Annotated in this window: 19 protein-coding genes; 5 read left to right on the top strand and 14 right to left on the bottom strand. The window is 41.4% G+C overall.

Going from position 1 to position 22,006, the window contains the following annotated elements:
• Positions 1–3: 3 nt before the first annotated feature.
• Positions 4–1,221, bottom strand: a complete 1,218-nt coding sequence (locus ACTHPA_RS05870; RefSeq protein WP_440499238.1) for an MFS transporter — start codon at positions 1,219–1,221, stop codon at positions 4–6.
• A 510-nt stretch (positions 1,222–1,731) separates the two neighbouring features.
• On the opposite strand from ACTHPA_RS05870, the gene ACTHPA_RS05865 reads away from it, so the two are divergent.
• Together ACTHPA_RS05865 and ACTHPA_RS05860 are read left to right on the top strand one after the other, a co-directional pair.
• Positions 1,732–3,339, top strand: a complete 1,608-nt coding sequence (locus ACTHPA_RS05865) for an ABC-F family ATP-binding cassette domain-containing protein (RefSeq protein ID WP_440499237.1) — start codon at positions 1,732–1,734, stop codon at positions 3,337–3,339.
• A gap of 125 nt (positions 3,340–3,464) precedes the next feature.
• Entirely contained in the window at positions 3,465–4,157 is a 693-nt protein-coding gene (locus ACTHPA_RS05860) for a hypothetical protein (RefSeq protein ID WP_440499236.1), read from the top strand.
• Between the two features lie 71 nt (positions 4,158–4,228).
• On the opposite strand, the gene ACTHPA_RS05855 is transcribed toward ACTHPA_RS05860, so the two are convergent.
• Together ACTHPA_RS05855 and ACTHPA_RS05850 are read right to left on the bottom strand one after the other, a co-directional pair.
• Positions 4,229–4,429 (bottom strand): cold-shock protein, encoded by a 201-nt coding sequence (locus tag ACTHPA_RS05855; RefSeq protein WP_060210432.1) that lies wholly within the window; start codon positions 4,427–4,429, stop codon positions 4,229–4,231.
• A gap of 178 nt (positions 4,430–4,607) precedes the next feature.
• Positions 4,608–4,928 carry a DUF1033 family protein gene (locus ACTHPA_RS05850; protein WP_440499235.1) on the bottom strand — a complete coding sequence of 107 codons (321 nt, stop codon included), beginning with the start codon at positions 4,926–4,928 and terminating at the stop codon, positions 4,608–4,610.
• Positions 4,929–5,126: 198 nt separating this feature from the next.
• Between ACTHPA_RS05850 and ACTHPA_RS05845 the strand changes: the two genes are divergently transcribed.
• Positions 5,127–5,789 carry a 5-bromo-4-chloroindolyl phosphate hydrolysis family protein gene (locus ACTHPA_RS05845; RefSeq protein WP_440499234.1) on the top strand — a complete coding sequence of 221 codons (663 nt, stop codon included), beginning with the start codon at positions 5,127–5,129 and terminating at the stop codon, positions 5,787–5,789.
• On the top strand, positions 5,776–6,978 hold the full coding sequence (locus ACTHPA_RS05840) for a toxic anion resistance protein (protein WP_440499233.1): 1,203 nt from the start codon (positions 5,776–5,778) through the stop codon (positions 6,976–6,978). The genes ACTHPA_RS05845 and ACTHPA_RS05840 overlap by 14 nt, the downstream gene beginning before the upstream one ends.
• Positions 6,979–7,016: 38 nt before the next feature.
• On the opposite strand, the gene ACTHPA_RS05835 is transcribed toward ACTHPA_RS05840, so the two are convergent.
• The 6 genes from ACTHPA_RS05835 to ACTHPA_RS05810 form a co-directional block, all read right to left on the bottom strand.
• On the bottom strand, positions 7,017–8,909 hold the full coding sequence (locus ACTHPA_RS05835) for a vWA domain-containing protein (protein ID WP_440499232.1): 1,893 nt from the start codon (positions 8,907–8,909) through the stop codon (positions 7,017–7,019).
• 10 nt (positions 8,910–8,919) lie between these two features.
• Positions 8,920–9,783, bottom strand: coding sequence for an AAA family ATPase (locus tag ACTHPA_RS05830; RefSeq protein WP_440499231.1), 864 nt, complete (start codon positions 9,781–9,783; stop codon positions 8,920–8,922).
• Positions 9,784–9,842: 59 nt separating this feature from the next.
• Positions 9,843–10,040 carry a DUF6501 family protein gene (locus ACTHPA_RS05825; protein WP_440499230.1) on the bottom strand — a complete coding sequence of 66 codons (198 nt, stop codon included), beginning with the start codon at positions 10,038–10,040 and terminating at the stop codon, positions 9,843–9,845.
• A gap of 102 nt (positions 10,041–10,142) precedes the next feature.
• Complete coding sequence (gene odhB / locus ACTHPA_RS05820; RefSeq protein ID WP_440499229.1) at positions 10,143–11,372, bottom strand: 2-oxoglutarate dehydrogenase complex dihydrolipoyllysine-residue succinyltransferase; 1,230 nt, start codon at positions 11,370–11,372, stop codon at positions 10,143–10,145.
• Positions 11,373–11,436: 64 nt separating this feature from the next.
• The gene (locus ACTHPA_RS05815) at positions 11,437–14,250 is read right to left on the bottom strand and encodes a 2-oxoglutarate dehydrogenase E1 component (protein WP_440499228.1); all 2,814 of its coding nucleotides are present in this window, start codon (positions 14,248–14,250) and stop codon (positions 11,437–11,439) included.
• A 200-nt stretch (positions 14,251–14,450) separates the two neighbouring features.
• On the bottom strand, positions 14,451–15,527 hold the full coding sequence (locus ACTHPA_RS05810) for an undecaprenyldiphospho-muramoylpentapeptide beta-N-acetylglucosaminyltransferase (protein ID WP_440499227.1): 1,077 nt from the start codon (positions 15,525–15,527) through the stop codon (positions 14,451–14,453).
• Positions 15,528–15,644: 117 nt separating this feature from the next.
• Between ACTHPA_RS05810 and ACTHPA_RS05805 the strand changes: the two genes are divergently transcribed.
• Positions 15,645–16,991 carry an MATE family efflux transporter gene (locus ACTHPA_RS05805; RefSeq protein WP_440499226.1) on the top strand — a complete coding sequence of 449 codons (1,347 nt, stop codon included), beginning with the start codon at positions 15,645–15,647 and terminating at the stop codon, positions 16,989–16,991.
• A 135-nt stretch (positions 16,992–17,126) separates the two neighbouring features.
• Here the strand turns inward: ACTHPA_RS05805 and ACTHPA_RS05800 are convergent, their stop codons facing one another.
• The 5 genes from ACTHPA_RS05800 to ACTHPA_RS05780 form a co-directional block, all read right to left on the bottom strand.
• Complete coding sequence (locus ACTHPA_RS05800; RefSeq protein WP_440499225.1) at positions 17,127–18,209, bottom strand: Ger(x)C family spore germination protein; 1,083 nt, start codon at positions 18,207–18,209, stop codon at positions 17,127–17,129.
• On the bottom strand, positions 18,206–19,225 hold the full coding sequence (locus tag ACTHPA_RS05795) for a GerAB/ArcD/ProY family transporter (protein WP_440499224.1): 1,020 nt from the start codon (positions 19,223–19,225) through the stop codon (positions 18,206–18,208). Before ACTHPA_RS05795 ends, ACTHPA_RS05800 begins: the two co-directional genes overlap by 4 nt.
• Entirely contained in the window at positions 19,222–20,661 is a 1,440-nt protein-coding gene (locus tag ACTHPA_RS05790) for a spore germination protein (protein WP_440499223.1), read from the bottom strand. The genes ACTHPA_RS05795 and ACTHPA_RS05790 overlap by 4 nt, the downstream gene beginning before the upstream one ends.
• Positions 20,662–20,762: 101 nt before the next feature.
• Positions 20,763–21,515, bottom strand: a complete 753-nt coding sequence (locus ACTHPA_RS05785) for a CAP domain-containing protein (RefSeq protein ID WP_440499222.1) — start codon at positions 21,513–21,515, stop codon at positions 20,763–20,765.
• Between the two features lie 192 nt (positions 21,516–21,707).
• Positions 21,708–22,006, bottom strand: a 299-nt coding sequence (locus ACTHPA_RS05780; protein ID WP_440499221.1) for a GTP-binding protein, incomplete at its 5' end; no start/stop codon positions are given.

Genomic DNA, 22,006 nt, shown 5'->3' with positions numbered 1-22,006 from the left:
TAATCATTCACCTGTCTTTAATGAAGCTTTATTCGATTCCCGCTCCCCGATCATAAACGTTAATATTATCATTGCAACAAACAACCCCATGAAAATCATCAATGTATAATGATGATCTCCAGTCCAGTCGTATATCAACGCAATCAATAACGGTAAAAACCCTGCAATCAAATATCCGCCTGTCTGCATCATAGCTGTCCAAGCATTTGTATCATCCGCCGTTTCAGTCGCATCCAATGGAAACAATAATGCAATCGGGAATAAGCCGGCAAGCGGTATCGCCATGAGAACAGCGCTGACCCACATAAGTTTACTCTCTCCAGTCCAAAGCAAACCAAATGCAATTAATCCCATCGTTAAAAAGAGAAGCAGCCAGAACTTCCTTTTCGGAAAACGTTCATATACAATCGGAAAAATAAGATTCAATACGATCTGAAGCGTCATCATAAAAGATAACAGCATACTCGCTTGAACAAGTGACATGCCCGCATCAGTCACAACAGGTACAATCCACGTAATGATGCAAAAGAAACTCGACGCCTGCAAACCGAAAAATATCAGATACAGCCAAGCTTTCTTCTTGCGCCATGGAGACACTGCATCGGCTGACCTTATTTCCACCTTGCCAATTCCCTCTTGCTGAACACTCATATCCCTTTTCACTGAAACCTTCCAAAGGAATATGCCCACAATTGTTAAAACAGCCCAAATGCCAAGTGCAAACGGATAGGATCCTGTTGATTCGAAAAATATTGCAGTCAGACCTGCTCCTAATGAAGAACCGACCCCCATCCCGAATGAATAAACACCAATAACACTTGTCGACCGTTCCGGAAAACTTTGTTTAATCATTGCGGAAAGTAATGGTCCCATGACTGCAATTGCAATTCCTATAAAAATCGCTGAGATGAGCAGCGATATGTAGTTCGAATAAAACCCTCGCAACATCGTCATAAAGCCGATAATTGTAAGCATGAGATACATGGAACGAGTCAAACCGATAGTACGATTCAAAAAGGGTGATAAAGATGCAAAGAGACCCATGCAAAAGACTGGCAATGCCGTCAATAAGCTCACTTGTGCATTTGTTAGTGATAGGTCATCTCTTATAATATCAAGCATTGGCCCAATTGATGTTATGGCTGGTCTCATATTGACCGCTACGGCAAAGATCGTGACGATGAGCAAAATGGCGTTATGTTTTGGAATTCGTAGTGACATCAATAATCTCCTTTATATCAGACTCGGGAACTTGTGTTCTTCCCCATTTTCTACTATACTAATCTTGAAAGGAAAGATTAGTATGAAACTTCTCCATTGGGAATATACACGCAAGTACCAAGTAAAATGTATATTTGATGAATTCCCCCACACCGTTTTCCTTTTTCGGAAAGTGAAGGACTATTATTTTTTGTTTTCAATGTCCGGATTGGATAAGCATGCTGTTCCGACTAAAAAAGATTACGTACGGATGGAATATTTACTGAATAAAGAATTATGCTTATTGGACGCCTACCGGCAACGGAGCGTTTTCAAATGTTGAATCCCCTAATATGGGGATTTTTTTGTGGAATCGAAACGAAGATTGAATAGAATAATTCGACGGTGCAAAACTTCCAATACAATCATACACGAGATAAGTCGAAAAAGTGCTTAAAACGAATCGAACCCATACCACTCGGGAAAGAATCCATGTTATAATAGGAGCATTGTGAATTTAGGAGGATTTTTATGATAGCAGTCAGTAATGTAAGTCTTCAATTCGGTGACCGTAAACTGTTTGAAGATGTGAATATACAGTTCAACCCTGGTCATTGTTATGGATTAATCGGTGCAAATGGAGCTGGTAAATCAACGTTCCTTAAAATTTTGTCCGGTGAACTGGAACCTCAAACAGGTAACGTCATCATGAACAAAGATGAGCGTTTAGCAGTCCTGAAGCAAAATCACTTTGAGTATGAAGAAAACGAAGTGCTCGACACGGTCATTAGAGGGCATCAACGGCTTTATAATATTATGACCGAGAAAAATGCAATTTATATGAAAGAGGATTTTTCAGACGAAGATGGTATGCGTGCTGCGGAACTCGAAGGCGAATTCGCTGAATTGAACGGCTGGGAAGCTGAATCGGAAGCAGCTATCCTTCTTCAAGGGTTAGGCATTCCGGAAAGCCTTCACCATGTGAAAATGTCTGAGCTAAGCGGTTCCGAAAAAGTGAAAGTGCTCCTTGCACAAGCACTATTCGGTAAGCCGGATGTCTTATTGCTGGATGAGCCTACGAACCACTTGGACTTGAAAGCAATTCAATGGCTGGAAGAATTCCTGATCAATTTCGAGAATACAGTCATCGTCGTTTCGCATGACCGTCACTTCTTGAATAAGGTATGTACTCAAATTGCCGATCTTGACTTCTCAAAAATCCAGCTTTACCCAGGAAACTATGATTTCTGGTATGAGTCCAGCCAATTAGCGTTAAAAATGGCACAAGACCAAAACAAGAAAAAAGAAGAAAAGATTAAAGAATTGCAAGCTTTCGTCGCTCGCTTCAGTGCGAATGCTTCTAAATCGAAACAAGCGACTTCCCGTAAAAAAGCGCTTGAAAAAATCGAATTAGATGATATCAAGCCTTCTTCACGCAGATATCCGTTCGTCAATTTCCAAATTGGCCGCGAAATCGGAAATGATGTACTCGCTGTTAAAGATCTGTCTAAAACACAAGATGGCAAAGTGATGTTAAAAGACGTCACATTCACGATGAATAAAGAAGATAAAATCATCCTTTTAGGGAATCCGCTAGCTAAAACGGCATTGCTGGAAATCCTTGCAGAAGAGGCTCAACCGGATTCCGGAACATTCAAATGGGGTGTTACGACAACACGTTCTTACTTCCCTCTAGATAACAGCGAGTATTTTGAAGGATCAGAACCCTCATTAGTGGAATGGCTTCGCCAATATTCACCTGAAGATCAGACTGAAACATTTTTACGCGGTTTCCTTGGCCGTATGCTATTCTCCGGTGAAGAAGTTAAAAAGAAACCATCTGTTTTATCTGGTGGAGAAAAAGTTCGTTGCATGCTTTCAAAAATGATGTTGACGAATGCTAATGTCCTTTTGCTTGATGAGCCGATGAACCACTTGGACTTGGAATCGATTCAAGCGCTGAATAATGGATTGATCGCTTTCAAAGGAGCTATGATTTTCACTTCTCATGACCAGCAGTTTATCCAAACAGTTGCAAATCGAATTATTGAAATTCGCGAAGATGGCACGATTTTTGATAAAATGATGCAGTATGACGAATATTTGGAATGGAAAGAGCAGCAAGCTGTTTCCAACTAACTCAAAAACCGTTTTCCTTTGAGGGAAAGCGGTTTTTCATTTTGAAATCGCAATATCGGTTATGGAAATGTAAAAGGATATTCATGATGTAATCGGTAATACTACAAAAAAGGAGTGTGAAAACAATGAGAAGGAAATCCAGGTTCGCTATCATCTTGCTTAGTAGTGCATTATTATTTGGTTGCACAAACAACACAACGAGCTTAAATAATTCAGGAAATAGCGATGAAACGACAGATCCGAACAGGACAAAAGCGCAAACCGAAAAACCGGTCGAAAAAACGAATCAGAACGAACAATCACTTCTTGACTACTTTCTACCTGCAGGATCAAAAGCCCAATTTCATGGTGAAGGAAATGAGTATGCGGGAATGGATATAGATTTCGCTCACCCGTATGAAGACTACGTAATTCTTAATGAGAATAACGGTGGAACACTGATTAGGCGAATTTATAAGATTGAGGAAGATCAAATAACGAAAATGGAAGAAAAAACTGTGGATCTAAATGCTGACTTCCCTTCATTGAAAGAGATTGAAGAGATGGAGCCGATCGGAGTGTACTTAAAAAAGCCGTTAAAAGTTGGAACTACATTCGACGGATGGAAAATCGTCGAAACCAATGTAACTGTTGAGACACCCTATGAAACGTTTGGAGATGCATTTGTCATAGAAGAAAAAGGCGACGACTACATCAACCGTAAATATTTTGTGAAAGGGTACGGTGAAGTAAAACGCGAGTCCATTATGCAAACAGTTAATGAAGATGCGGATTTCATCGTTACTTCATCATTAAAATCCGTTTCAAAACCAAAATAGGAAGTAAGCTCCCAGCGCTGTAATATAGTAAAAAAGAGGCACCGGTTAAGGCGCCTCTTTTATCTGACGAATTATAGTTTAACTACGTTAGCAGCTTGAAGACCACGGTTGCCTTCTACAACTTCGAACTCAACTTGTTGACCTTCGTCCAAAGTTTTAAATCCGTCTCCCTGGATTGCGGAGAAATGTACGAATACATCGTCTTCGCCTTCAACTTCGATAAATCCGAAGCCTTTTTCAGAGTTGAACCATTTTACAGTACCTTGTTTCATCTGTGACTACCTCCAAATAATTGTACTTTACTAATACATGAACAAAAAAATTCACATATTACAAAAAGCACCGACAACGCCGATCACCTTTTGTAATACGTGAATACGTTTGCTTCGGTCAATCATTTTATATTACTGCTACTATACCATACCCAATGAATTTGTCAATATAACAATATCAAATATTCGAATTATTTATCGATGCAATGGAAGTTGGTTTACCATCCGCCAAGAAAATGATTCCATGGTACATTTGCAAATCTTCGTCACAGCCCTCACAAAATATGCGTTCACTATCTGTCCAATAAGCAAAAAAACAATCTTTCCTCTCTTCTTGGTACTTATATTTTGCCCCGAATTTCTTTTTTAAATCAAATAAATACTCCAAAGCTTCGTTAGCGGTTTCAAAGGCTTGTCTCAATTGGATTGTTTTCTCCCAGTCTTCAAACATCCACCACGGCTCGTAGTCTGCTTTCATATAGACAACTTCATAATTCATATTTCGTTCCCCCTATCCGAAAGGCCATGAGTGGATTCATTTTAACAAATCCAGAGAAACTATCCAAGTAAATGAATTCGCACATTCATTAAAATGTATTTCGCTCGCAAATCAGGTATAATTGAACTAAAGGGATGAAACTTTTGGTCATTTCAAACGTAATAAAGAGTAAAGAAAATATAAGGAGGCCTGTAGACGATGCAAGAAGTTAAACAGTTTTTCCAAAGGCATTTAATAGCAGCGCCAATCAGCTTCGGCTCTTGGTTAGCGATGATACTTGCTGCAGGCATGAATCCATTCGCTGCAACAGGCCTGATGATTGCAATATACTTAGGCGGCAACTTCACAATTAAACAAATACAGCTTTCGTCGAATGTTAAAGAGCTCGGTATGTCAAGGTCAGAATATAAACATATTAAAACTCAGATAACCGAGGCGAAATCGAAGATCAACAAATTGAACGGATTATACGGTCAAGTCCGCTCTGTCCAAGCATTCAAACAAGTATACGAGATGAATAACTTGGCAAAAAGGATTCTTACCATAGTACGTAAAAACCCTAAAAAATTCTATCATGTTGAAAAGTTTTTCTATTCCCATCTGGATTCAGCAGTCGAATTGACTTCCAAATATGCGATGCTAGTTAATCAACCACTAAAAGATCAAGAAATTAGAGTCGCCCTCCAACATACAAGGGAAACATTGACTGAAGTGAACAAACAATTGGAGCAGGATTTAAGAGGTGCATTAGCAACTGATATTGAACAGCTTCAGCTCGAGCTGGATTACGTGGATGTAACGATGAAAAAGAATACACCGTTGCTTGAGATGAAAGGAGAAATGCAGAATGACAGAAAATAATATGACAAATTCTGATGTGACAACAATGGACGACCTTTTAGACAATCCATTTAACATGAATGAACCTCTATTGCCGAAAGAAATGCAGACGGAGCAAACAAAAGGCCAGGTCGCTGTAAAATTGATGGATCGTCTATCGCCTGAGGAGCAAGAAAAGGCGAAGCAGCTGGCAGAGCAGATTCCTGTAGGCAATTATGAAGCAATTATCACATACGGTGCAAATGCACAAAATCAATTATCAAGTTTCTCCCATAAAATGTTGGACCACGTACAAAGCAAAGACATCGGCCCCGTCGGAGATGTATTAAGCGATTTAATGAGCAAGCTTTCGGAAATTGATCCTGAAGACTTGACCGAAAAGAAAAAGTCCGGACTTAGCCGTATTTTCGGAAAAGCTAAAAGATCTATCCAAGAAATGATGACAAAATATCAAAAGCTGAGCACGCAGATCGACCGAATCGGTGTTCAATTGGAGCATTCCAAACGTGGCTTGCTTGAAGATGTTCAAATGCTTGATAGCCTTTACGAGCAGAACAAGACTTACTTCCAAGCGTTGAATGTCTATATTGCAGCTGCAGAGCTTAAACGGGATGAAATTGCGAACGTCATTATCCCTGAAATGCAAAGAAAAGCGGAACTTTCTAATGACCAAATGGCATTCCAAGAAGTGAACGATATGGGTCAATTCCTTGATCGGCTGGAAAAGCGTCTATATGACCTTCAGCTTTCTAGACAGATTACAATTCAAAGCGCTCCGCAAATCCGAATGATTCAGCAGACGAATCAGACGCTAGCTGAGAAGATCCAATCTTCCATCATGACTTCGATTCCGTTATGGAAGAACCAAATTGCAATTGCTTTGACATTAAATAGACAACGTAAAGCCGTTGAATCACAACGTCTCGTCACAAAAACAACGAATGACCTTCTTTTGAAGAATTCCGAGATGTTAAAAGTGAATTCAATTGAAACTGCGAAAGAAAACGAACGCGGCATTGTCGAAATTGACACATTGAAGAAAACACAAGAAAACCTAATTCAAACAATCGAAGAAACGCTTGTCATCCAAGCGGACGGTCGCGCGAAGCGAAAAGCGGCTGAAGTGGAAATCGCCCGTATGGAAGAGGAATTGAAACAACGCCTCCTTGCTGTACATGAAAAAACACAAACGCCAAATCGTCCACTATAAATGAAACAAAAAACCGCCTTAAGGCGGTTTTTTAATTCTCATCCAACTACAATCGCAAGCAGTTTTCTCAAAATCCTTAACGTTTGATCCGTGAAATGTTCAACTGATTGGGACGATGCAGATTTATTGCCGAACATCATTGAAAACAACGCCCGCTGATCATCCGTAGGCTCATCTGATGCTAAAAACAAATGTATAACAGAAACACCTTCTTTCTCAGCCTCTAACACAGATTCCCTCGTATCCAAAATCCCGTTCCGATCATAACCGAATGCTGATGGTTCACCATCCGAAAAAACGAGAAGAAACTTATGCTTCTCCGGTCTAACTAATAACCTTTGCGTCATCCATCTGATCGCAAAGCCGTCCCGATTGTCTTCATTTGTCTCAAATGAAAGAATCGTAAGCCCATCATCTTTCTTCTGAGCATCAAATGTATGCATCTTTCCAAATACATTCGGCTGAACATCTTTCGACGCATAATTTGCATCTTCATAGTAGGAAGATATTTCATGTTGAACGGATAGCTGCCGTAGAACATCGTGAAAAAGCAAAACCGCTTTCTTCGTCTCATCCAGTTTATCCATCATAGACGCAGAACCATCTACAAGCAAACCGAAAACAGCATCAAGCTTATTCGAAGGGATATTTTTCCGATAAAAAGGTCGAGGACGTTCATCTACAAGCAATGTCGTCAGTTTTGTAGATAGCCTGCCTTTCATCAATCGGCTTCGTCTTGTATCCTCTTTCAATTCGATTCGTTTTTTCATTTCCTCAACAAATGAACGGACAAGTGGCTTCTGCTGTTCACGCCATTTTGATAATCGCGCCAGATTTTCTGCATCAACTTTAGCTTCAACCGTCAGTTCTTCGTAAACGACATTCACATGCTCTTTCCCAAAATCATGTCCTGCTGTTTTACGTTTTGTTTTTCTTCCGGTTTTGTCCCTCTCTTCATCTGACCATTTATCGCTTACATTTCCCTCTGATTGGCCGGTCCCAGTTTCTTGAATTTCAGCATCTTGATTGCCTTCTGTCGTATTATCGCCATCTCCCCTGCCAGATCTGCCATGCTCCAATTCATATTCAAGATGAACTCCAGACTCGCTTTCGCTTTCCCGATGCCAAGTGCGGAAGATTTCCTCAATCGTTTCCTTCGGTTCCTCTTCCCCTTTTTCTGCATCAGTCATTCCTTCATGATAATGAAACACAGCAGTTGTTTCTGAAATGGAGTCACCGACTGCATAATACTGGTGAACAAGGTCATTTTCTATCATCTCTTCTACCATGAACACAATACGTTCTGCAAGATTGGACATATCAGACGTTGTTTTCATATCTGAGGCATACGACGCAATCGTCATTATTTGACTGATTGGTAAATTCCAATCGATATGAGAATCTGCTAACAGCCCTTCATGCAACGCAAGAAACAGCTGATTCAGCAATGCATCAGCTATAAACGCCTTCTGAACATTGGAGTGGAGGCGATCTCGGTGAAACCCTAGCAATAGCTGTCTTCTAATAGAAAATGCCTTGGAAGTGCCCGGTCTTTCTTTTTCAACAACGTCCATTAGTCTAAATTCTTCTAATAATAGCAGCAACTCTTCAGCAAACTTACGTAAAGGATGACTCTTGTACTTATTCCTGAATCGGATCCAATCTGGAACCGAAAAATGCTTCCAAAATCCTGCTGTTAATAAATACACATCTGACAATCGACCCGCATGCGTCATTTCATCAGAACGATGCCTCCAATAGACACTTATCGAGACAACGCCTTCCTTCGGTTGGAACTCGAACAGTTTGCGTTCCGTCAACTCCAAAAATTCCGCACCGGCAAGCGCCCTCCCCAACCGTTCATAAAGCAACAGCTTGTTGGCATCAATTGTTTCATCATTGAATTGAATGAACCGATTTAATTTAACCATCTAATCAGCCTCACTTCACCCACGTTTCCACTAGTTCCATGACGAGTTCTCTTTCCATCCTATCTTCCAGCTTTTCTGCAATCGCGTACTGAATCGCACGTCTCACTGGTATATGTTCCGCGAGCGCAATTGCATCCAACAAACTTCTTACGGACGCTGCTTCTTCTGCTAATAAACCGCTCATCACTTGCTTTTTCAAGTCTTCATTAATATTCATAATCGTAGCAACTAATGCAGTATTGACTTTCGGGAACAAAGTTTTAATAATTTCTTGTAATTGTTCGCCGGACAAATAAGGGATCGAGAAGGATATGAAGCGGTTTTTCAATGCTTCATTCATTGGCGATGTTCCTACATATCCTTCATTGATAGCCGAAATGACTGTAAAATCAGGATGCGCATGAATAACTTCGCCTGTGAAAGGGTTTGTTAACATTCTTCTATGATCGAGAACGCTATGCAATATCGGAAGCGTTTCCGGTTTAGCCATATTAATTTCATCGATATACAGGATATGGCCATCCTTCATTGCACGTACTACTGGTCCTTCCACAAACTCAATGATGGATTGTCCATCCCGTGCATTAATGGTCTTAAATCCTAGAAGTGATTCCGCATCCAAGTCGACAGAGCAGTTGACACTATGCATCGGCTGATTAAAAAAATGTGAAATACTTTGTGCAAGTTTCGTCTTCCCGGAACCGGAAGGCCCTTTCAAAAGAACAGGCTTCTTCAATACAATTCCAATCAAAATATCCTCCCACAGATTTGGGACAGGAGAAATATAGCCTCCCTCTTGAATTAGAGCCGTCTCTTGCTTATCATAATCTCTTGCATTACGGTTCAATTTTTCATTTTCTATAAAAGGAATCATAGATCGTTCACTCTCCTAAAAAATGCCCAATGCCAATATTAATGGCAGAGGGCAAAAAATCATTCAAAATAAGTTTTATAAAAGCCTCCGACTTTACCGGTATTATCAACAATGAAAATGAATTCATCTGTTTCATTTTTCACGTCATATTCTTTGCCCGGTGTTAAACAATCGGTTACAACATATTTTTCTGCATTCGCATGCGTACAAACGACTTTCCGAAGTGTTGGTGCGGTCGTCCAATCTTTAAAAGACATATAGATCACCATCCAATTGCAAGTATTTGAAAAAGCCCGAGAATCTCGGGCTTTTTTCAGTTATTACGAAATTAGTTACGTCTAAACTTCGGTCCGCTTTTGTTAAGATCCAAGTAGGAGATCTTCTGGGTTTTCAATTAATTCTTTGACCATTTTCAAGAAGCCGACTGAATCTTTACCATCGATAACACGGTGGTCGTAAGATAATGCGACATACATCATCGGACGGATTTCGACTTTATCGCCGACAGCGATAGGTCGTTTTTGGATTGTGTGCATTCCTAGTATACCCACTTGAGTGCCGTTTAAGATCGGTGTAGATAACAATGATCCGAATACTCCACCGTTAGTAATAGTGAAAGAACCGCCAGACATATCTGCAATCGTCAATTTATTGTCTCTTGCTTTTCCAGCAAGCTCTCCGATTGTAGATTCAATTTCTGCAAAGTTCTTACGATCTGCATCACGTACGATTGGAACAACCAATCCACCTTCAGTCGATACAGCAATACCAATGTCGAAATAGTGCTTCAAGATAATATCATCACCATCAATTTCCGAGTTGACATAAGGGTATTTTTTAAGAGCTGCAACAACTGCTTTTGTAAAGAATGACATGAAACCAAGGCGCACATCATTTTTATCGTAAAATTCATCTTTTTTACGTGAACGAAGTTCCATAACTGCAGTCATATCGATTTCATTGAACGTTGTTAGCATTGCAGTTGATTGTCTTACTTCCAACAGGCGTTTAGCAATCGTTTGACGACGACGAGTCATTCTTTCCCGTGTTTCGCGGCCATCTTCTACTGGTGCAGCTGCTTTAGCTGGAGCTGGTGGCGCTGCAGGTGCTTTAGGAGACGAGCTATGTGCAGCTACGTCTTGAGCACGAACGCGGCCCATTGGATCTACTGGCGAAACAGCTGCGAGATCGATTCCTTTCTCACGAGCAAGTTTTCTAGCAGCAGGGCTTGCGATTGTACGATCGGAAGATGTATGTTCAGTTGTTTCTGCTGCAGCTTGTTGCGGTGCAGGAGCAGCAGAAGCCTCTTCAGCTTTAGGTGCAGTGGCTGCCGGTTGAGCAGCTGGTGCTCCAGAACCTTCACCAACTACTGCAATGACTTGCCCTACTTCAACTGTGTCACCTTCTGCAGCAAGTAGCTCTTGGATGACTCCTGCTTCTTCAGATATAACTTCCACGTTAACTTTATCCGTTTCCAATTCTACGATAAATTCGCCTTTGTCAACACTTTCACCAGGTTGTTTCAACCATTTCGCAATCGTTCCTTCAGTAATCGATTCTGCCAGTTCAGGTACTTTGATCTCAGCCACAATAAATTCCTCCTCTGTTCTACCGTTTCAACGGTGGTAACAAAAATCTTTTATTAATGTGCAATCACTTTTTCAAAGCTTCTTCAATGATGCGCTGTTGCTCTACTTTGTGCGCTTCCCCATTTCCTTCGGATGGGCTTGCACGATGAATACGACCAACATAAGAAACCGATTTCGTATCACCTGCGATTTCCTGCATGTATTCTAACGCAAATGACCAAGATCCCATGTTTTTAGGTTCTTCTTGTACCCATACAAGCTCCTTCGCTTTTGGATACCGTGATACGATTTCTGCAATTTTATCGGACGGAAATGGATATAGCTGTTCCACGCGCACGATATGCAAGTGGTCGAACCCTTCGCCATCCTTCACTTTTTCAGCAAGATCGATAGCCATTTTCCCGCTAGCGAAAAGGATCTTTTTCACTTTATCCGGATTCTGACCTGTTCCAGGCTGTTCAAGAACCGCTTGGAAGTGACCGTCTGCTAGATCGCTAACATCAGCGCCGACGAGCGGGTGACGAAGTAGTGACTTTGGAGACACGATGACTAGTGGACGTTCCACTTCAGTTCCAAGCATCATTGCCTGTCTGCGCAAGACGTGGAAATAGTTGGCTGCGCTTGAGATGTTGGCAACCGTCCAGTTGTTTTCCGCGCTTAACTGTAAATATCTTTCGAGTCTTGCACTAGAGTGTTCCGGTCCTTGGCCTTCATAAGCATGTGGAAGCAAAATGACCATCCCGGACTGTTGTCCCCATTTCGAATGACTTGCAGAAATGAATTGGTCGAACATGACTTGTGCCATATTTGCAAAGTCTCCATATTGAGCTTCCCAAATTGATAGAGCCTGGTCTTTTTCCAAATTATAACCGAATTCATAGCCGACAACTGCAAACTCCGTCAATGGACTGTTATAAGCTACAAACGAAGCGTTTGAATCACTAATATGATGAAGCGGGACAAATTCTTCCCCTGTCTTTTCATCATGAAGTACAAGATGACGATGAGCAAAAGTACCCCTTTGAACGTCCTGTCCTGTTATGCGAATCGGCTTACCATCTTGGAGGATAGAGCCGAATGCCAATTGCTCAGCATGTGCCCAATCCACTTTCCCTTTGCCTTTGAAAGGCTCTTCACGACGCTTCAAAATACGATCTAACTTGCTGAATACTGTAAAATCTTCCGGGTAAGAAAGGAGCTCTTCGTTCATCCGCTGCAATCTCTCTTGGTCTACACCTGTTTTGAGATCTTTCGGATAACCCGCCATAACAACTTCTGGAGTCGCATTCGATCTTTCTTGCGCTACTGAAGAATTTTCCTTTACTCTGTCGTATGCGGCTTGCATCATCGCAAAGACGTCTGTATCCAATTTATCGACATCCTCTTCTTTCAGGATGTTCGCTTCCACAAGCTGTGAACCGTAGATTTGACGTGCGGTAGGATGCTTATGGATTAGGTGGTACATCATCGGATTCGTCACGAGTGGCTCATCCATCTCGTTATGTCCGTATCGGCGATAGCCGATCAAATCTATTAAGATATCCTTGCCAAATTTTTGACGATATTCAAATGCAAATGCAGCTGCCGCGATGACGTCTTCCGGGCTGTCTGCATTAACATGCAATACTGGCACTTCGAAGCCTTTTGCAGGATCCGATGAATAATGAGTCGATCTTGAATCGTAAAATTCTGTTGTAAAACCGATCGTATTATTGGCGATAATGTGGATTGAACCGCCTGTTTTATAACCGCGGACGCGACTATAGTTGAACGTTTCAGGAACGATCCCTTGACCAGGGAATGCTGCATCCCCATGGATCATAATTGCATAAGCCGCTTTCATGTCTTGCTCAGGTTGGCCTTCATGGTCTGTCGTCTCCTGCGCAGCACGGGTTTGACCCGCTACGACTGGATTAACAACTTCCAAATGGGAAGGGTTATAAGCTAAGAAACGTTCAGTTCCTGATGGAGCTTTATATAGAGCCCCCATATGATATTTCACATCACCGAACCAGCCATGCGTCGTTTTAAGCGATCCATCTTCTGGGAGGAATGGTGCAGAAGGAACGCCGGCAAATTCAGCGAACATCATTTCATATGGTTTATTCAAAATATGGGTCAATACATTTAAACGGCCACGGTGTGCCATACCGATCAATACTTTTTTAACTTTATCTGCTTCAGAACGGCGCACTAACTCGTCTATAAGGACGACTAAAGAGTCAAGACCTTCAATAGAGAAGCGTTTTGCCCCGACAAATGTACGATGAATGAATTTTTCAAAGCCTTCAACTTTAGTAAGTCTCTCAAGTAATGCCTTTTTATCTTCTTCGGAAAGCTGTACGGAGATTTCGCCATTTTCAATTTTAGATTGAATCCAAGCACGCTCTTCTTCATCGATAACGTGAGAGAATTCATAAGCGATTTTCCCTGTGTACAGTGATTTTAGATAATGCACCGCATCCAATCCATTTTCTACATTGGCTGGCGGAGTTTTCAGGAATAAGGAGGCCGGCATCGATTGCAAATCATTTTCGGATAATCCATAATACGAAAGTTCCAGACGTGTTGCGTCTTTCGGTCGATCGTTCAACGGATAGATATCCGAGGCGAGATGCCCGTATGCGCGGATAGCGTCAACTAGCGTGTAAGCAGCCAATACTTTTCCAAAATCACCTGCTGGCACAGCTGGCAATGCTCCAGTTTGTTCAACTCCATTAATAGTAGGTGCACCATATCTTTTGAACATTTCAGCAAGCTCTGGATCTACTGATTCGGGTGACACTTTGAACTGATCATACATTTCCATTACATACCCAAGGTTCGGACCTGAAAATACCGAATAAGGGGAACGTTGGGTACCAACATTGTTCGACATGTAAAATGACCTCCACATTTTGCCTAATGGCCTGTTGTGTTACTATTTTTTATCCGTATCCATATTACCACGCAAATAATAGAACGGAAAGGGATTAGTACTATTTTATTGACATTAATGCATTAAATAAAAATAGACTCCTTGCTGCTTAGTTTACAAATCTCCATCTCTATTTTTTGCTAACGTAACGTCCAGTCCAGCTAATTTTTGTATGATAGTATCAATTCGACCATCTCTTCAGGAGATTTTGTGCTCGATACTTTTTTCATATTGGTAGTTAATTTTTCACTATCCTTAATGAGAGCTCCAAAAAGTTCCAGTATCGATAATCCTTCCAGCTCCTCCTCTTGAATTACGTTGGCTATGCCAAGAGACTTGAATAATGAAGCGTTCAACAACTGATCTCCTCTGCTTTGCGAAGCTGATAACGGAATGAGAAGCATCGGCTTTATAATAGACAGCAATTCAAATATTGCATTCGAACCTGCCCTGGATACGGCATAATCGGAAGCCGCCAATAAGTGAGGCAACCCATCTGTTACATATTCAAACTGTGTGTAGCCTTTTGTACGTTCTAATTCATCATCAATATTGCCTTTACCACAAAGATGGATGATTTCATACTTTTCCAAGAGGGTTTCCAAATTCTTTCGAACTGCTTCGTTCAGCACAACTGATCCTTGGCTCCCCCCCATAACGATGAATACAGGCTTCTCCCCTGTCAGACCTGCGATGCGCAGCCCTTCTTTTCGGTCTCCTTGAAATATTTCCGGTCTTATGACAGCTCCCGTACAGGTCGCTTTCCCTGCTGGTACATAGTCAAGCGTTTGCTCAAAGACCGTGAAAATATGTTTTGAAAACGGTAGTGCAAGTTTGTTCGCTAGCCCCGGAGTAACGTCCGATTCATGCACGACGACTGGGATTTTCGCAAGCTTTGCCGCCAACACTACGGGGACTGAAACGAATCCACCCTTTGAAAAAATGATTTCCGGTTTTACTTTGCGCAATATCGAATATGCTTGTAGAACTCCAGCTCCAACGCGAAACGGATCAGAAAAGTTCTTCATTGAAAAATAACGTCTTAACTTTCCACTTTGGATGGCATGATATATCACTTCTCGATAGCCATCCTTTATCAATTCTTTTTCGATTCCGTCATGGGAACCGATATAATGGATTTCATATCCTTTTTCATTAAACACGGGAATCAATGCTTCGTTCACCGACACATGACCTGCAGTGCCGCCCCCGGTTAGTAATACGACAGGCCGTTTCATGGCCATTCACCTCATCTATTCTCAAAAATATGAATTCACCTTGTTTGAACTCCATAGTCATTATAGCAAACGAACCATGGTACAATGGGTGTAATTTTGTATTAAAGGGTGATTTACTTGCAAACCACTGTTCCATTTAAGAAAAAACCATTCAAACTAGCGAAGATTGTAATTCCGATTCTCATTACTCAAGTTGCTCTGTATATGATTACCTTCTTCGACATTCTTATGACTGGGCGATATGATACATACCATCTTGCAGGTGTGACGATCGGTTCTTCATTTTGGGTACCTGTTTATACCGGTCTAGCCGGCATCTTAATGGGGCTTACCCCCATAATCGCCCAGCTAATAGGCGCGCGGAAGAAAGACGAGGTAAAATTCTCTGTTCAGCAAGGTCTTTATGTGTCAATCGCGCTTGCAGCCATCGTTTTTTTAATCATTCGATATGGGGTTTCACCAATCCTTGAATCAATGCCGCTCGAAGAGGAAGTACGGATTGTAGCAGCCGACTATTTGGAAGCTATGAGCTTAGGGTTGTTCCCGCTTTTCGCATACACTGTATTACGCTGTTTCTTCGATGCACTTGGCGCAACTCGCGTCTCCATGGCTATCATCCTTTTATCAGCACCGCTCACCATTTTTACAAACTATCTACTTATTTACGGGAACTGGGGCTTTCCCGAATTAGGTGGTGTCGGGGCGGGTTATGCGGCTGCGATCACGTATTGGCTCATTTTTTTCGTCGCTTATGGTATCGCTTGGAAACACAAGTCGTTCAGCCATTATCAATTGTTTAATAAATGGGGAAAGCTTTCATTTATTAGATGGAAAGAGATTTTGTTCATCGGCGTACCGATCGGGATTGCCATTTTTGTTGAAACGAGTATTTTCTCCGCTGTTACATTAATGATGAGCAACTATTCGACCACGGTTATTTCGGCGCATCAGGTTGCCCTGAATTTCTCATCCCTACTCTATATGATTCCATTAAGCATTTCGATGGGCGCAACAATTCTAGTAGGCCAAGCAGTCGGTGGAGATCAGTTCCGTGATGCAAAACAATATAGTTTTCTCGCTGTCGGCCTTGCCATTGCTTTCAGTACTATAGCTATCACTATCCTTCTTATATTCCGCGAGCAAATCGCCTCTCTCTATTCGACAGACGTGCAAATTATTGGATTGGCGGCTCAGTTTCTTATCTATGCAGCGCTCTTCCAATTATCGGATGCGGTTCAAGCACCCGTCCAAGGTGCGTTGCGTGGATATAAAGATGTCAATATGACATTTGTTATGGCGATTGTGTCGTATTGGGTTCTTGGTTTGCCTATAGGCATCCTTATGGCGAAATTCACCGATTTAGGCCCGTTCGGATATTGGATTGGTCTTATTGCAGGTCTGACGGTCGGTGCTATTGCATTGACGATTCGATTGCTGCATATACAGAGGAAGAAATTTAGTTGAAAGGGCTGTCCGGAAAGTCAGCGAAAACTGACTTTCTCGGATATCTCCTTTCTTCGTTTGCCCGCAGTTCCAACCCAAGAAGCAACTTTCGTGATCTATTTCATCAGTCAAAAGTGGTTTTTACCTATATCCAATTCAATTCAATATACCAGTTCGCATAACTTCTGCCTCGACTTTAACATTGATTTTGAGTCCTGAAAACGTATCATGCCAATCTCCTTTATTCCATAATCTAGGATGGAAAGCGCGGGCATGTCTGCCAAAGCCGACAGGGTCACTTTTCGCTTCCTGCAATTTCTTGATCACTTCGTTAAAACTCTTCGTCAGCTCTGTTGAAAGAAACTCCTGTAGGTCTTTCCTTGCTTTTTCTTTATTCAGATGATCATAGGCAAACTCATTTATAGAGAATTTCATTTTATATATGGCATCGATTTTATCGTCCTTTATATCCCATTTCTTGTTGTACCTGACGAGAGATACAGTGACCGGATAAATTTTTTCTCCTTTCTTCTGCTCATACGTGAACAATACATATTTTCCGGGTTTCTTTTTAAGAACTTGGACGATGGTCGATTCCTTCGCGTTCAACGTATGACCGGAAAAGGTTTTTCCACTAAACAAAGCGACTCCTGTCACTTCAGGCAACCCTGTCCTTTCGGTCATTTTCATATAAGGCAATTGAAGATCAATTCCTTCATCCAAAAGTAATCGGATAGCCAGCTGGATATCACCGTCTGGAATGATAGATGCGTATGTGGCAGTTTTCAAAATTTCATCATAATAATCGGGAAGCATTCTGCCCATTATTTCCGATTTCTCCATATATGGGGCCATTTCACCTTCTACCACCGCGAATCGGCTGCTCAAGCGGGTGCGGGGCATTCTGAAGGCCACATCGAACGTCTCCAGGAGATCCGTCTTCACCGCTTTCGTAGTAAGGAGTACTGCGAGGACTTGTGAAGGATCAAGCGCTTCACTCGTTTTCTGATTTGCATCAATCCGGGCCGCCTCTATCGAAACGCCGCTTCCTTCCACAGTTTTAAAACTGATGTTGTCGGGAGCAGGAATGTCTGCATGCGCAAAGTATCCCGTCCATTTTCCGGGTTCACCATCATAACCAATAACCGGTACGAGGGTTACATCCTTGAATAGACGTTCATCCCAACAGCCTGCCAAGAATAAAGAACAAACAATAGATATAAGTACGATTTTCTTCATTTCCGTTTCCTCCGATTCGCTATGATGACAATGAACGGAATGAGAATGCCAAAAGCAAGATACACATAAATGATCACGTCATTCAGTTTTTCGATAGCTGCCTTGGGTAAAAAGAGCAAAGGCAACAATACGAGCAGTACATGCCAAATGATTGTATCCCTTTTATGGTGCTCATTTGCATGAATCCGGTGGACATACAAAGCGGCAAAGGAGAATAAAGTCACCGTAACGATCGTCCATACCGTCCAAATGTATAGGAAAAACAAGTCCAGGCGCTCGGCAAATGTCACTTCTTGAGCTTTTAAAAGAAAAAGAAGCGGTTCAGGAATCCTTTTCAATCCGGGGAGAGTGAAATATAGTTGCGCCAATACGACAGAGAACCAAAAGAAAATCAGCCACACCAGTTGGTAGATGAATAACGGACGGCCCTTTATTTTCTGTTTACTGTCAATGTATTTTCTGAAAAACAAATACATCTCAATGCCAATGAAAGCAGTCTGTGCTTTTAAAAAGCCTTTTACCCATTCTGCACCCGTCGACTCCCCGATCGGAAAAAGATTCGTCCATACAAGATCCTTCCAAGCAAACTGCAGGAAAACTAAAAATAGTAGGATGAGCGGAATCAGAATGACAGACAAATTGATGACCGTTTCCGCCCTGCTCAAGTTCGCATATAAAGATACACTCACCAGCACTCCAATCACAATAATTTGCGGCGTTTCCGGAAATCCCCACACCGCCAAAGTGTAATCGACATAGGCAAGATAAACGATGGAAACAAAAAGCCAGTACCCTTTATATAGCCAACCGACAAATCGACCTATAATGAAATACGGATAGTTTTTTTCATATAGAAGCAGAAGCATATAATGAAATGCTCCTGCAATGAGAAAAATCAGCCATGAATCCCTACCACCCGCATTGATCAACGGCGCTGGAAAAGAAAAAAAAGACGATCCGGTCTGGACAATAAAAAGAAGAAGGAAAAACTGGTTTCTTGACAAATTAAAGTTCAAGATCTTCTCACCTTCTTCTTCCTGCCCGCGCCGCCATGTGTAAATGTTTGCTGTTGTTTATGGTTTTTATAATAAGGGAGCCTGAAGAAAACGTTTTTGAAACGGGAAGGATCGAATGGCACGACCGGTGACAAATAGGGCTGATTCAGTGAAGACCTATTCATCATATGGATGAATAGGATGACCGTTAACATCGCAATGCCAAAAAAACCAAAAAAAGTGGCTGCAAGCATGAATGGGAATCGAATAATTCGTATTGTCGTATTCATCTCGACACTTGGCACGACAAAGCTTGAAATTGCTGTCATCGCTACGACGACAACAATCAAATTCGACACAAGACCTGCATTGACAATTGCATCTCCGATGACAAGCCCGCCGACGATTCCGATTGTAGGACCGATAGGAGCAGGCAGCCGGATCGTCGCTTCCCGGATGATTTCAATGAAGAGCTCTACAATTAGAGCCTCAATAATGGGACGGTACGGGATGAATTCCACAGCTATTTTCACTTTTCTAGCTAGTTCAAACGGCAGGATTTCAGAATGGAAACCGACGACAGCAATATAAAATGCAGGGAGGAAAACAGCGATCAGGAAACTGAGCATTCGAAGCATCCGAAAAAAAGAGCCGACAATCACACGGCCATTAAAATCATCCGGTGTCTCGTAAAACGAAAAAAAAGTGACCGGTGCAATGAGTGCCGAAGGAGATTGGTCGGTGAAAATAGCAATTTTCCCTTCCAGTATATTCGCCACAACACGGTCCGGCCTTTCTGTATTCAAGAACTGGGGAAATGGAGACCAAACTGAATCCTCCAAATAATCCTCGATTTGTCCGATGCTGTATATATTAGGTCTATCTATTTTTTCAAGACGTGTTTTAACTTCCGTTAGGACATCCTTTTCAGCGATAGATTCGATATACACATACGTAACTTTTGTATTCGTTTCTTCACCGAGCTGTACATTCTTCACAACGAGATCCGCGATAGTTAGATGTTTTCGAATAAGTGAAATGTTTTTATCGGTGCTTTCTACGAAACCTTCGTGGGGCCCCCGAATGACAAGTTCATTGTTCGGCTCGGATGTAGCACGCACTTCAAATGAGGGGATTGTAATGGTCATCAGCAGATTCGTTGCAGGAAAAAAGATTGCAACAAATCCATTCGTCACACTTTCAATCAGTTTCTGATCTGAAAACGTTCCAACACTTGAGGTTGCCGTTCCTGCCCAATTTGGGAACTCAGCAATTGAACGAAGACGAAGAATTTCAATTTGCTTGTTCACTTCACTGCTTTCCGTCATTGTATTGTAAAAGCAGATGATGGCATCGCCATCTTTCCAAGAGACATTCCGCACAATAAGATCCGCGGAATTATAGAAAAGGTTTTGTATATATAAAATCAAACTGTCATTTGATTTCACTTCATCCATGACATTCACCTCTTGAAAAAGTATGCACCCGTCATAAATGTTTTAAACAAAAAGACACCCTTTGTACCGTGCGGGAACAAAAGGTGTCTCTTACATTGAAATTATTTTTGAATAAACTGTTGTGTCCAATAGTTCCCATTTGCATCATAACCGATTCCGATATGAGTGAATTCCGGAGTCAAGATATTTTGTCTATGACCTGGGGATTCCATCCAAGCTTTCACAACTTCTTCCGCAGAGCGCTGACCCATTGCAATGTTTTCAGCTGCTGCACGGTACGAGATTCCATTCGCTTTCATTTGGTCAAATGGAGAACCGTAAGTTGGGCTCGTATGAGAGAAATAGTTTTTTGTAGCCATATCCGTTGATTTTTGACGAGCAGAATTCATCAACTTATTGTCGATTTGCAATGGTTGCAATCCTGCTTTTTGTCTTTCAGCGTTTGTTAAATTAAGAACCGCTTGTTCAATAGCTGAGATGTTTTCATTTTGTACAGTATTCTCAGCTGGTTTTGCTTGTTCTGCTGGTTTCGCTTGCTCTACTGGTTTCGCTTGCTCTACTGGTTTCGCTTGTTCTACCGGTTTTGCTTGCTCTACTGGTTTTGTAGATTTTTGAATCTTAACCTCTATGTTTTTGCCATAATATTTTTCTAGGTCATTTACATACTTGTTAACGAATTGGTTCATTTCCTTGGAATTATAGGAAGAAAATTTCCCTTCATAAACGTAGTATTGTACATTGTGCACCGCTTTTTGGACTTCCAAATCATTATTTTGGTAAGCAGCTTCAGCACTATTATTGTTCGACAGTAAGAGGGCCGAACCGAGCAAGATGACAGACATCGATTTTTTCATCTTATAACTCCTCCCTTCGCAAACTATCATAACGTATGGGAGAAGATGAGAATCGGAATGAAATACCAACCAACCCAATGATTTTCTTAACACGATGACAAAGGTGATTTCAAAAATATAGAATTGGATTGTTTTGGTCAATTCAACTATTATTTCATATGATACGGGGTTGACAATAAGTTGATCGGCTGTCTACTTAACATATTCTATTTGACTGATTCCTTCTCCAATGATTACAAGTCTCGGATCCATTTTCACATACTCAGGAAGCCAATTGACCATTCCGTATGCATATTGGAAAAGGTAAGGGTTTGATACCCCTTTAACTGGTACATAACCTTTCATCCGATACACAGTATCCGGCAATGATTTAACCCATTCTTCAAATTCGTCTTTATCGACAGGGGTATCGAATGTAATATGAATATGTGCAATATTGTTATCGAGCATTTCTGCATACACCGTTTCAATTGGAATGACGTCTCTTTCGA

This window comes from Sporosarcina sp. SAFN-015, from assembly GCF_051966875.1.
Classification (GTDB): domain Bacteria; phylum Bacillota; class Bacilli; order Bacillales_A; family Planococcaceae; genus Sporosarcina.
Note: the sequence above shows the minus strand (reverse complement) of the source record. Positions and strands in the feature narration are given on the sequence as shown.

Excerpts from the sequence above, each read along its gene's own strand:
- ACTHPA_RS05815 (WP_440499228.1), bottom strand. The coding sequence starts at position 14,250 with ATGTCGAACAATGTTGGTACCCAACGTTCCCCTTATTCGGTATTTTCA.
- ACTHPA_RS05785 (WP_440499222.1), bottom strand. The coding sequence starts at position 21,515 with ATGAAAAAATCGATGTCTGTCATCTTGCTCGGTTCGGCCCTCTTACTG.
- ACTHPA_RS05870 (WP_440499238.1), bottom strand. The coding sequence starts at position 1,221 with ATGTCACTACGAATTCCAAAACATAACGCCATTTTGCTCATCGTCACG.
- ACTHPA_RS05825 (WP_440499230.1), bottom strand. The coding sequence starts at position 10,040 with ATGTCTTTTAAAGATTGGACGACCGCACCAACACTTCGGAAAGTCGTT.
- ACTHPA_RS05840 (WP_440499233.1), top strand. The coding sequence starts at position 5,776 with ATGACAGAAAATAATATGACAAATTCTGATGTGACAACAATGGACGAC.
- ACTHPA_RS05830 (WP_440499231.1), bottom strand. The coding sequence starts at position 9,783 with ATGATTCCTTTTATAGAAAATGAAAAATTGAACCGTAATGCAAGAGAT.
- ACTHPA_RS05855 (WP_060210432.1), bottom strand. The coding sequence starts at position 4,429 with ATGAAACAAGGTACTGTAAAATGGTTCAACTCTGAAAAAGGCTTCGGA.
- ACTHPA_RS05845 (WP_440499234.1), top strand. The coding sequence starts at position 5,127 with ATGCAAGAAGTTAAACAGTTTTTCCAAAGGCATTTAATAGCAGCGCCA.
- ACTHPA_RS05800 (WP_440499225.1), bottom strand. The coding sequence starts at position 18,209 with ATGAAGAAAATCGTACTTATATCTATTGTTTGTTCTTTATTCTTGGCA.
- ACTHPA_RS05850 (WP_440499235.1), bottom strand. The coding sequence starts at position 4,928 with ATGAATTATGAAGTTGTCTATATGAAAGCAGACTACGAGCCGTGGTGG.
- ACTHPA_RS05835 (WP_440499232.1), bottom strand. The coding sequence starts at position 8,909 with ATGGTTAAATTAAATCGGTTCATTCAATTCAATGATGAAACAATTGAT.
- ACTHPA_RS05860 (WP_440499236.1), top strand. The coding sequence starts at position 3,465 with ATGAGAAGGAAATCCAGGTTCGCTATCATCTTGCTTAGTAGTGCATTA.
- ACTHPA_RS05865 (WP_440499237.1), top strand. The coding sequence starts at position 1,732 with ATGATAGCAGTCAGTAATGTAAGTCTTCAATTCGGTGACCGTAAACTG.
- ACTHPA_RS05810 (WP_440499227.1), bottom strand. The coding sequence starts at position 15,527 with ATGAAACGGCCTGTCGTATTACTAACCGGGGGCGGCACTGCAGGTCAT.
- ACTHPA_RS05790 (WP_440499223.1), bottom strand. The coding sequence starts at position 20,661 with ATGGATGAAGTGAAATCAAATGACAGTTTGATTTTATATATACAAAAC.